The 10,442-nt window shown below is 69.8% G+C and carries 9 protein-coding genes; 2 read left to right on the top strand and 7 right to left on the bottom strand.

Annotated elements, in window-relative coordinates; translation table 11 throughout:
- The first annotated feature begins 282 nt into the window (after positions 1-282).
- Together ABGB08_RS21070 and ABGB08_RS21065 are read left to right on the top strand one after the other, a co-directional pair.
- Positions 283-2,166, top strand: coding sequence for a hypothetical protein (locus ABGB08_RS21070; RefSeq protein ID WP_347592773.1), 1,884 nt, complete (start codon positions 283-285; stop codon positions 2,164-2,166).
- Entirely contained in the window at positions 2,163-3,554 is a 1,392-nt protein-coding gene (locus ABGB08_RS21065) for an extracellular solute-binding protein (RefSeq protein ID WP_347592771.1), read from the top strand. Before ABGB08_RS21070 ends, ABGB08_RS21065 begins: the two co-directional genes overlap by 4 nt.
- A 12-nt stretch (positions 3,555-3,566) precedes the next feature.
- Here the strand turns inward: ABGB08_RS21065 and ABGB08_RS21060 are convergent, their stop codons facing one another.
- From ABGB08_RS21060 to cydB, 7 genes are all read right to left on the bottom strand, one after another.
- Entirely contained in the window at positions 3,567-3,737 is a 171-nt protein-coding gene (locus ABGB08_RS21060) for a hypothetical protein (protein WP_347592769.1), read from the bottom strand.
- 80 nt (positions 3,738-3,817) lie between these two features.
- Entirely contained in the window at positions 3,818-4,003 is a 186-nt protein-coding gene (locus tag ABGB08_RS21055; protein ID WP_347592767.1) for a hypothetical protein, read from the bottom strand.
- The gene (locus ABGB08_RS21050) at positions 4,000-5,379 is read right to left on the bottom strand and encodes a hypothetical protein (RefSeq protein WP_347592765.1); all 1,380 of its coding nucleotides are present in this window, start codon (positions 5,377-5,379) and stop codon (positions 4,000-4,002) included. Before ABGB08_RS21050 ends, ABGB08_RS21055 begins: the two co-directional genes overlap by 4 nt.
- Positions 5,380-5,432: 53 nt before the next feature.
- A complete protein-coding gene (locus ABGB08_RS21045) occupies positions 5,433-6,974 on the bottom strand; it encodes a peroxidase family protein (protein WP_347592763.1) in 1,542 nt (513 codons plus the stop codon).
- 300 nt (positions 6,975-7,274) lie between these two features.
- The gene (locus ABGB08_RS21040; RefSeq protein WP_347592761.1) at positions 7,275-8,504 is read right to left on the bottom strand and encodes a cytochrome P450; all 1,230 of its coding nucleotides are present in this window, start codon (positions 8,502-8,504) and stop codon (positions 7,275-7,277) included.
- The gene (locus ABGB08_RS21035) at positions 8,501-9,370 is read right to left on the bottom strand and encodes a fatty acid desaturase (protein WP_347592878.1); all 870 of its coding nucleotides are present in this window, start codon (positions 9,368-9,370) and stop codon (positions 8,501-8,503) included. The genes ABGB08_RS21040 and ABGB08_RS21035 overlap by 4 nt, the downstream gene beginning before the upstream one ends.
- A gap of 147 nt (positions 9,371-9,517) precedes the next feature.
- Entirely contained in the window at positions 9,518-10,426 is a 909-nt protein-coding gene (gene cydB, locus ABGB08_RS21030; protein WP_347592759.1) for a cytochrome d ubiquinol oxidase subunit II, read from the bottom strand.
- Positions 10,427-10,442: the final 16 nt, after the last annotated feature.

The following is a 10,442-nucleotide window of genomic DNA, read 5'->3' as shown; positions in this document are numbered from 1 at the left end:
GGGGAAATCGGTCGTCCAAAAACCCTGGTTCAATACATCAACCAGATGATTGTTCCATTTATCCTGGGCGCTTTCGGAACATAATTCCGTTCGGTCGTCAATTGTAAATCTCCTTATTTTGCGCCGCTCTTGCGAAAACCCACCATTTCGTCGTGCCTCATGTGCTTGCATACGCACATGAGGATGCACGTGCATCTGCAGAGTTATGGAGCAACTCCAGTCAGGTCCAGCTGAGCGATGAGGAGTGACCATGCACTTCTTGGCGAGCCTGGGGGCACACCGGTGACTGCCCAGGACGACGAGCAGGCACGGTCCGGCACCGTCAAAGGGCAGATCGGGATTGCGGTGATCGCCGAGGTCCTCGCCGGAGTCGCCGGCAAGGCCCTGGAAAGCGTCATCGTCTGGATCGCGTGCGCGGCGGTCGGGTTGATCCTCGCCGCCGGATGGGTGCGGCTGCCCACCCGTCGCAGATCACCAGGGTCGGCCGCCGGGCGCCGGCTGAGGCGGTTGGGCGCCCTGACCACCTGGCCCGCCCTCGGCGCCGTCAGCGTGCTGGCCGGTTACCACGCCCTTTCGCCCATTTCGCACTTGGTCCGGCCACAGCCCTGCCCGGCCGCGACGGAGTTGCACGCGATCACCGCACGAGAGAACGTCCCCGCGCTGCGGGCGGCGGCGGGCACGTTCGTGCGGGACACGCTCCTGGGCGGTTGCCCGGCCTACCGGGTCTGGGTGAACGCCGCCCCGTCCCTCGACGAGATGATCTTCGGGTTCGAGCATGACTGGCGGCGCAGCCCGTCGCAGCAGGGGACCGAACCCTTCCACCGGCTGAACGGAGCCCGCCCGCACATCTGGATCCCGGCCAGCACCGGGGAGGCCGACTACCTCATCGAGCGGGTCAACCGGGCTCGGGCCAGGCTCGGTATCCGCGGGTCCATCGACACCGAGCCGATGGTCCTGGCCGTGCTCGGAGCGGTCGCCGCGGACCTGATGCGCGAGCTGGGGCAGGAGGTCAAGGGCGGCGGTCACGAGCTGGGCGAACTGCTGTCCGTGGCACGGTCCGCCGCCCGGCTGACCGTGGTCTATCCGTGGCCGGGGCTCTCCTCGGCCGGTCTCATCGCGGCGGCGGACCTGTCGGATCTGGATCCCGGCGGCGCGTGGGCGCTCAGTGGCGCCTACGACGACAGCGTCAGCGCCCTGCTCTGCCGGTTCCTCGAACTGCCCATGCCGGGCTCCGCTGGCCCGGCGGAACCGACCGGGCGGGCCAGGACCTCGGTCGCCCTCGTGGTGCCCCGCCACAGCGTGAGCGACTACAACCAGGGCGATCTCGGCGTCGAGGGCTGCGGCGGAGACTGGCAGATGGGGCGGGACGCCCTGCAGGAGTTCTCCTCGCCAGGCTTCCGCAGTCTGGACTACCCGTTCGTCGACGTCGACTGGACCGGCCAGCCGGCCCCCCAGCTGGCGGCCGGGCGGGACGCCTTCCGGAACTGGCTGCTGCGGCACGGGCTGTTCGGGGACCAGGTGGCGCCGCCCAGGTCCGGCAAGCCCGCCGTCCGGGGCTCGGCCGAACTCGCCGACGCGCTCAGCGACGTGAAGAGCGGGCTTCACAAGATCAATTTACACATCGCGCTCGATGGCACGGGCTCGATGTCCCGGCCGCCCAACTCGCTGCGCCGCCAGGTCCGCGACGCGTTCCCGGCGGTCCGGCAGATGCTCATCAATGAGGATGTGCTCCACCTCTGGGCGTTCTCCTTCGCCCGGGAACGGGTCATGCTCACCTCGCTCACCTCCTCCGCCTCCCGGAACGACCGCTTCAACGACCTGATTCAGAACATCGCGGGCAGGCCGTTAGTCGGGCCAGAAGTCCCGGTCACCAGCATGATCCGCAAGCTCGGGCCGGGGTCCAGGCCGTTCGTGGCCGCCGTCGTCACCGATGGCGGGCTGTTCGACGACGATCAGGCCGCCGAGACCGCGCGGCGCGTCACCCGGGCGCTGGCCGAGACCGAGCCGGTCGGCGGGGTCTACGTCCTGGTGCTCGGCGACGGCAGGTGCGAGCCCTCGCTGACGTCGGCGGACAGCCGCGCGGGTCACCTCCTGTGCGCCGAGGCGGGACCGGACACCGCGTTCGCGCTCAGGCAGATGATCTCGACGATCCGGGAGTGGTCGTGACCCGCAGGCGGCGGCTGAGGAGGACCAGGCGGTCCTTCCTGCCACGCGCGCTGGCGTTCGCCACCGGTGCCGGCGTGCTGCTCGGCTGGCTGGCCATCCAGAACGGATCAGCCCCGGAGCTCGCGGCCTGCGCGGACCGCGACCACCTCACCGTGGCCGTCGGGAACGATGTGGCCGGGGGCTTCCGCCGCGACCTCGTGGCCGAGTGGAACAGCATCGGCACGATGAAGGCGGATCTGGTCGAGATCTCCGACAGCACCGACGAGGTGCGCGTCGAGATGGTGCAAGCCGCGCAGTTCCAGAGCTGCGCGTACGACATCTACCTGGTGGACGTCGCCTGGACCGGGGAATTCGCCGAGCGGGGATACATCAGCGAAATCCCCCTGACCGTCGCGGAGCGCGCGCGATTCCTCGACAAGGCGCTGCGCACCGGGCAGTTCGCCGGAGTTCAGTACGCCATCCCGTTCGCCACCGACGCGCCCCTGCTGTTCCGGCGGTCGGGCATGCCCCTCCCGGAGAACCCGGACGCGCTCCTGGAGGCCGCCAGGCGGCACGGGTACGCGGTGCAACTCGACGACTCCGAGGGCGGGAGCGTCACCCTGTTCGAGGCGCTGTTCTCCGCCGGCGTCCAGGTCACGGCCGGGGGCGAGGTCGTGCTGGACCAGCCGGTGAACGCCCAGCGGGCGGAGCGGGCGCTGGCCGGCTGGCAGGAGATGATGCGGTCCGGCGCCCAGCGAGCGGTTGGATCGCACCTCCGGGAGGAGGACAGCATCCAGATCTTCCGCTCCGGGGCGGCCGGATACATGCGCAACTGGGCGTTCGCCTTCCACCGGCTGGCCATGGACTCCTCCATGCGCGGTCCCGGCGGCGACCTGCTGTTCGAGGTGAGCCCGCTGCCGGGGACCGGTGTCCTGGGCGGCTCCAACCTCGCCGTCGCGGCCAATTCCCCCCACCCTGAGGAGGCGCGCAAGTTCATCGCCTTCCTCACCGACGACGAGGTCCAGAAGAAACTGTTCGCGTGCAGCGGCTACACGCCGGTGCTCAAATCCGTCTACGCCTCGTACGCGCGCCAGCCGGAAACCTGCCAGGAACTGCTGTCCGGAACGTTGGAACCACCGCCCTCGGACGGCCTGGAGACGACGGCGGCCGAACTGCAGGCGCTGGCGGGAGCGATGCACGCGGCCTTGGAAGCGGCGGAACCCCGCCCGGCAGGGGCACATTATTCGCTTTTCAGCAGGGCCTTCCGTTCCTGCGCCCGCGCCCTGGTGCTCTCCCGCGTGGCCAGGCCGGTCGACTTCGACCGCTGGGCGCGAGCGCTACGCGAAGCGATGTCCGGAAGGCACGTCGGCGAGCGCGACGCCTGCCCCGGCGGTCCCACCGATCAGTGATCCCGTCAGTGATCACGGCGGGACTGCGGTCAGGCGTTCTTTCCCATGCGCGTCCGCGTCCGGGTCAGCGGGGAGAGCGCCGAAGACGCGCTCCTGTTCGGCGAGCCATAGGTCTCGGGTCCGCTCCGCGGCCAAGACCGTGGCGATGCGCTCCGAGACCGAGTCGGCTTGTCCGGCGTCCACGCTGGATCACACCCAGTCGTAAAGATCCTCGGGGAGGCTGATGTCGATCTTCTTCGTGGTCATATGAGAATCATGCATGGTCAGACTCGATCGCCGAGGGCTTGTGACGCGGCGGTCAGGTCGGTGGCGGCTTGGTGGCAGCGGGTGGCGTAGGTGCGGGCGGTGGTGGTGAACCAGGGGGGTGCGGCTGGGTCGTCGTGGAGGCGGTCGGCCAGTTCGGAGAGTTTGGTCGCGCAGGCTTCCAGGGTGTGGGCTAGTTCGATCATCGTGGGTCCTCGGGGGCGTGGTCGAGCATGAGGTAGAGCTGGGAGCGGACGAGTGAGCCTCGATAAGGGGCTAATTGGGTGTCGATGTGGGTGCGGGCCTCGGGGAGGTCGTTGGCGAGGTTGGCGGCGTACTGGGCGACGCTGTGGCAGAGCGGGAAGCGGTGGGTGGGGTCGGCGTAGTCGACCGTGTACCAGGTGGGGTGGAGGTCGAAGCAGGTGCCGGAACCCTGGCCGTCCAGGACGGGGATCAGGTCGTGCTGGTTGATGATGGAGGCGATCCAGGTGCGGGGGTCGGCGGGGGTTTTGAAGTCGATGGGGGAGCCCGCGGTGATGACGTGGGTGACGCGGTATCGGCGGCAGAAGTCGGGGTCCTGGGCGAGGTTCATGACGGCGGAGCCGCCCGCGCTGTGGCCGGTCAGGGCGATGTCCGCCTGGTCGGAGACACCGAATTGGGCGATCGCGTCCTTCAATGCCCCGGTGTACGGCGAGGCGCGCAGGACGGTGTTCCGGAAGGCGCCGACGAGGTCCTGAGGGGAGTCGTTGCGAGGGCCGCCGGGGCGCATGCCGGGGGCCTGCACGACGTATCGCACGACATCGTCGGGGCCGAGGACGCTCTGGATGAGGACGCGGCCGTCGGTGCCGATGGCCTGGATGTTGCGCAGGATGGCGACGATCGAGTCGCCGGTGCGGATGCGGGCGGTCTCCTCGGGGGTGGGGTCGGTGGGGCGGGCGGCGCCGGCGCCCCGGTCCATCGAGGACATGACGCGAGTGGTGATGCCGAGGATGGGGTCGGTGTTCATGACGCCGCGCCCGGTCGCCATCGCCCAGCCGACGGCGTCGTTGAAGGGGTTCTCGTCGAGCAGGGCGCGCAGGGCGAGGATCTCGCCGAACATGGGGGCGATCGCGCTCAGCGCGTCCTGAGCGCCCCGGTCCCGGAACAGGGCGCGTAACGCCCGGGCCGCCACCACGTCCCGGTCCTCGGCGATCGCCGCGACGAGCCGTTGCAGCACCGGGTCGCGGCTCACCTCCGGGTGGGTGAGCTCGACGGCGGCGATGCGCAGGCGGAGCGAGAGCACGAGCACGTGTACGGCCAGCCGGCCCGGCCCGGCCATACCGGACAAGCGGGCGATGGGGCGGCCGAGCGGGCCGCCGGAGAAGGCGATGCCGAGGCCCGACCGGTGGGTGAGCGCCCGCAGCAGGTGGCGCTGGGGACGGAATCCCGGCGCGGCCCGGAGGAGGGCGCGCGGGCGCAGTTCCCGGGTGAGGGCGGCGGTGGCCCGCACGGCGACGGCTTCGATCTCCTCCGCCACGGCGACGAGATCGGCGGCGGCCTGGAGCAGCCGCCGCCGGTCCCGGGGCACGTCAGCTTCGCTCACTGGTGCACCAATCCTCTTGTCGGTAGCGTGAGACAAGATCAACAAGCGCGGGGCTACTTATGTGTCATCCGCGCTTTGAAGGGACGGGTCACCTCCGGCAGATTGCGGTTGAGCACGTCCGAGAGCCTGGCGGTGGTCTCGATGATCTCCATTCCGGTGGGGGAGAAGGTGTCGGGACCGTACACCTGCGGCGACAGCAGCGGGTTGGTGTACGCCTGGGAGAACGCGTCCACCGTGATGATCCGCTGCATGACCGGGGAGAGCAGCGAGCCGGGCAGCGGGTCCTCGGCGAAGATGCCGGTGTAGAAGTCGATGTCGTCCACACTCGCGTACAGCTCGGCGAGGCCGCGCTGCACGCGTGGATCCGAGGAGACCTCGGCGAACGACTTCAGGCGCGGGAAGCCGCAGTAGGCGCGGTAGTCGTTGAAGGAGGCCAGCTCCACCACGCGGCCTTCGGCGACGCTCAGCTCCTCGACGTGGAGCAGGGCCGGGTCGGTGTTGAACAGGCCGATGCGCCCGGCGCGCTGGGTGGAGGCGTCCTCGAAGAGCGGTCCGAGACCGCATTCGGGGAGCAGCCGGTTCCCGGCCAGGGTGTCGGCCAGCGGGCGCTCCCGGCCGCCCGCGAGCAGCGCCGACGGGATGAGGCTGTGCCAGCGGTAGAGCAGGTTGAACTCGATCGCCATGTGGTTGGTCCGGTGCCAGACCGCCGTCCTGGACACGGCCGGGTCCAGCACCACCTGGAACAGGGTGGGTGTGATGTGGTTGATGTACTCCTCAAGGACGATCTTGATGAGGAGCACCACGAGGATGTTCCTGGTGGTCTGGAACAGCCGCTCGTCGTCCCAGTCCGGATGGTGCTCGGCCAGCAGGCGGGCCACCCGGTTGTGCTCGCGCAGGAACAGCGTGGTCAGCATGGTGAAGCCGATGTGCAGGTTGGCCCGGTCGCTGCCGCAGGCGAACAGCGCGTCCCGCGCGCCGAACGGGATGTCGTCGAACCGGATCACGTTCAGCGGCGCGAACTCGTCCTTGATGCGGCCCAGCTCGCACAGGTACGGCGGGAACTCGCCGCCGTTCAGGAGCTGGCTCTTGAGCAGCCCGCCCGAACCGGTCCGCAGCGTGGCCGTGACCGTCGGCGTGAGCCCGTAGAGCTGGTTCAGGTCGATCTCGTGATTGGAGCTGTTCTTGCGCGGATCGCGGGGGACGTGCATGTCGCCGCGCAGGAAGCCGTCGGTGAACCACTGCGCGAAATACGCGAACAGCACGGTCGAGCGCGGGCACGGCGTGGCCTCCCCGTCCCGCCGGAACAGCTGCGCGACGTCGACCGGGTCAGGAGCCGACGTGGACGGCGGCACGGGCGGCAGATGACGGCTGTCGAAGGTGCGGTTGGTGAGAGACTCCCACGAGGTGTACCGCCCCATGGTGCTCAGCGGATTGGGCCGGAGGGGCAGCTTCATCACCAGCCGATCCACCAGGAACCGGTTGATCGCGGCATGCAACGGCGGAATCCCCCGGATCAATTGCCACACCGGCTCCCCGCTGGTCAACACCCAGAACTCCAGGTAGTTTCGCCAGCCGATCCGCGCACTCGGCTTCACAACGCCCCCAGCTTCCCGATAACTCGGTTCATGGATTCGGCGCCCATGGACACGTTCTTCTTCGTCACGACGCCCCCGGCTTCCCCGAACCCCGGTTCATGGATTCCGCGCGCTTGAGCACGCTCTCCCTCGTCACGACGCCCCAGCTTCTCTGGACCGACATTCCGCGCGCCTCGGCATGATCTCCCCCACGATGCCCAGCTCCCGTAGCTCATGACTGCCGCGCGTTCAGCGCGTTCTCCCTCGTCACGACGCCCCCAGCCTTCCCATACCCCCAGGTCATGGCTCCCGCACCCGCCGTCACGACGCTCCCAGGGAGATCGGGAAGCGGCGCGGGAACGGTCCACCGTCGAAATCGATTGGCTCGCCGGGGAGCAAGGCCACGCCCGGTCGCCGCAGCACCCGGCGGACCACCTCGGGGATGACGGCGACGCCGACGTGTTTGCCGACGCAGTCGTGGGGGCCGTAGCCGAAATGCAGGCGGACGAAGTCCGGGCGGTCGGTCCGGAAATCCGCCGGGTCGGCCACCGCCTCCTCGTCCATGCCCGCCGAGGAGGTGCAGGCGAAGACCGGGGTGCCCGCCTTGATGAGCGTGCCCGAGGCCAGGCGGTGGTCGCGCTCGCAGAACCGGAAGATGAGCGGGTTGAAGGGGGCGAAGCGCAGGGCCTCCCAGGCGTAGCCGTCGAAGGGCTCGCCGGCACGGGCGGCGGCGATGGCCTCCTCGCGGACGCCGTCCTCGCGGCCGAGCAGGTGCCGGATGATCTGGACGATCGACTGGGCGGCGTTCTCCACCAGGCCGAGCGGCAGCCCGGCGCCGTTCACCATCAGCCGGAGCTCGTCGAAGCCGAGCGAGGCGGGCGGGACGAGCGAGACCAGCCGCGACAGCGCGTCCTCCCCGGGGGTCCGCCTGCGTTCCGCGATCAACTCGCTGACATGCGCCCGCAACGCGGAACCCGCCGCGCAGGCCGTCGCATGCACATTCGGATCACGAGGAAGATTTCTAATGATGTCGTGCATCGACGCCCGCGACCATTCGGACAACGTCGCCGGATCCGGCCCGGGAACCCCCAGGTAGTCACCGCAGATCCGCAGCAGGACATACCGCGCGAGCCCTTCCACCGCGTCGATCCGCCCGGCGGGCAGGGCCATATCCAGGGCCTCGTCCGCGTATCGCCCGGCCAGCTCGCGAACCCGCGGCACGTCGTGCGCCGGCAGCACCGCCTGGGTCAGCCCCCGTTCGGCCCAGTGCAGCGGAGTGGCGTCCTGCGTCAGCATGTACGGCCCGCCCAGCACGGCCTCCATCGGCTCCCCGTAGAGCCGGACCGTGAACACCTTCTCCCGCGACAGCACCTCGATGACATCCGCGAACCGGGTCACCAGCGTGAACGCGGGCGTCGCCAGCACCGGCCGGGCCTCGCGGAGTTCGGCGAAGAACGGCCGCCACTCGGCGCCGATCCAGTGCGCGACCGCCTGCACGGCCTGCGCCGGATCCTTCGCCAGCAACCGCTCGTAACGGTCCAGATAGCTCATCGCGCCACACTCCGTTTCGCGCTCACCCGCTGCTGATCGGGCCAGCGCACGTCGAACGCCCAGCCGAACTTCTCGAACAGCCAGATCAGCCGGGCGCTGGCGTCCCACTGGCCCTTGAGCACGCCGTGCCGGGCCGCGGTCGGGTCGGCGTGGTGGTAGTTGTGCCAGCCCTCGCCGAACGTCAGCAGCGCCACCCAGCGCACGTTCCCCGCCCGGTCGGAGGTGGCGAACTCCCGGTCCCCGAAGGTGTGGCAGATCGAGTTGACCAGCCAGGTGACGTGGTGAACCAACGCGTACCGCACGAGGGAGCCCCAGACGAACGCGGTGAGCGCGCCGTGCCAGGACCAGGAGAGCAGGCCGCCCGCGAGCGGCGGCAGCAGCATCGAGACCGCGCCGAAGGCCGCGTAGGTGCGCATCGAGAAGCGGCGCAGGTCGCGGTCGCCCAGGATGTCGGGGGCGTAGTGCCGGGGATCGGCGCGTTCGGCGCCGACGATGAACCAGCCCACCTGCGCGAAGATCAGGCCCTTGGCCAGGCCCTTCCAGTCCTCGCCATACCGCCAGGGGGAGTGGGGATCCCCCTCGCGGTCGGCGTATTTGTGGTGTCTTCGGTGCTCCGACACCCAGGAGGTGAGCGGGGACTCCATGGCCAGCGACCCGGCCACCGCCAGCGCGATCCGCAGCGGGCGGGAAGCCTTGAACGCCCGGTGCGTGAACAGCCGGTGGAAGCCGACCCCGATGCCGAAGATGCAGATCGTGTACATCACCGCGGCGATGCCCACGTCCCGCCAGCCGAGCCCCCACCCCCACGCGGCCGGGACGGCGACCGCCAGACCGATCAGGGGCAGCGCGCCGAACAGCACCACCATGGAGATCCGGTAACGAGCCGAGCGGGGGGCGGGCACGAGCCCGGCGACGGCAGACAAGGGCGCTCCTCGTTGGTTACCCAAGGCTATGCAATCTGACTATCAGTAGTCTCCCCAGCTAGGGAAAAGATCGCAAGCCGCGCCCCCGCCTCAGACTCGGGTCAACCGCTTCCTAAAGACCCAGTACGTCCAGCTTTGATAGGCGATGACCCCCGGCAGGGCCACCAACCCAATCCAGGTGAGCACCGTCAGCGTGTACGGCGCCGACGCCATCTCCGCCACGGTCAGCCCGGGCAGCGGCGCCGGATAGAGCGCCCCGAACAGCGACGCCGTGGCCAGCGCGATCGCGGACGCGGTGGCCGCGAACGCCCACCCCTCCCGCCGCCGCCACACCAGCGCCACCCCGGCCGCGAGCGCCGCCATCGCGGCCCCCGCCACCCCCCACAGCGGAGCCGAGTCCACCCCGCTGGGGAGCGCGGACAGCCCCGCGACGGCGACCGGCAACGTCCCGACCGAGGCCAGCAACGCCGCCAGCCGGGCCCGGGCGCGCACCGCGCCGTCGGTCTTCAGCGCCACGAACACCGCGCCGTGCAGCACCGAAAGCGACAGCGACAGCGCGCCCCCGAGCATGGTGGCCAGGCCCGTGCCGAACAGCAGGTTGCCGAAGATCGCCCCCCACAGGAACGCCACCAGCACGCTGCCGGTCACGATCCCCGCGTCGCACAGCGCCACCTCCCTGCCCGAGCGCACCTTGCCGCGCCACTCCAGACCGACGCCGCGGACGATGAGGCCCGCCACGATCAGCACCATGGCCAGGTAGAACTCGCTCATTAAGCCCGAATACCAGGCCGGGAAGGCGGCGAACATGGCGCCGATCGCGGAGATCAGCCACACCTCGTTGCCGTCCCAGACCGGGCCGATCGTGCCGAGGACCTGGCGGCGCTCGGCCGGCCCCCGGGACAGCACCGGCAGCAGCGCGCCGACGCCGAAGTCAAATCCCTCCAGGACGAAATAGCCCGTCCAGAGGAACGCGATGACGATGAACCAGAACGTGGTCATGGCGGGAACCTCAGTA

This window comes from Acrocarpospora sp. B8E8 (assembly GCF_039871605.1).
Taxonomy (GTDB): Bacteria; Actinomycetota; Actinomycetes; order Streptosporangiales; family Streptosporangiaceae; genus Acrocarpospora; species Acrocarpospora macrocephala.
This window is presented reverse-complemented; position numbering and strand designations above follow the sequence as displayed.

Coding starts and splice junctions, on each gene's coding strand:
- ABGB08_RS21035 (WP_347592878.1), bottom strand. CDS start 9,370: ATGGTGGTGCTGTTCGGCGCGCTGCCCCTGATCGGTCTGGCGGTCGCC.
- ABGB08_RS21040 (WP_347592761.1), bottom strand. CDS start 8,504: ATGAGCTATCTGGACCGTTACGAGCGGTTGCTGGCGAAGGATCCGGCG.
- cydB (WP_347592759.1), bottom strand. CDS start 10,426: ATGACCACGTTCTGGTTCATCGTCATCGCGTTCCTCTGGACGGGCTAT.
- ABGB08_RS21055 (WP_347592767.1), bottom strand. CDS start 4,003: ATGATCGAACTAGCCCACACCCTGGAAGCCTGCGCGACCAAACTCTCC.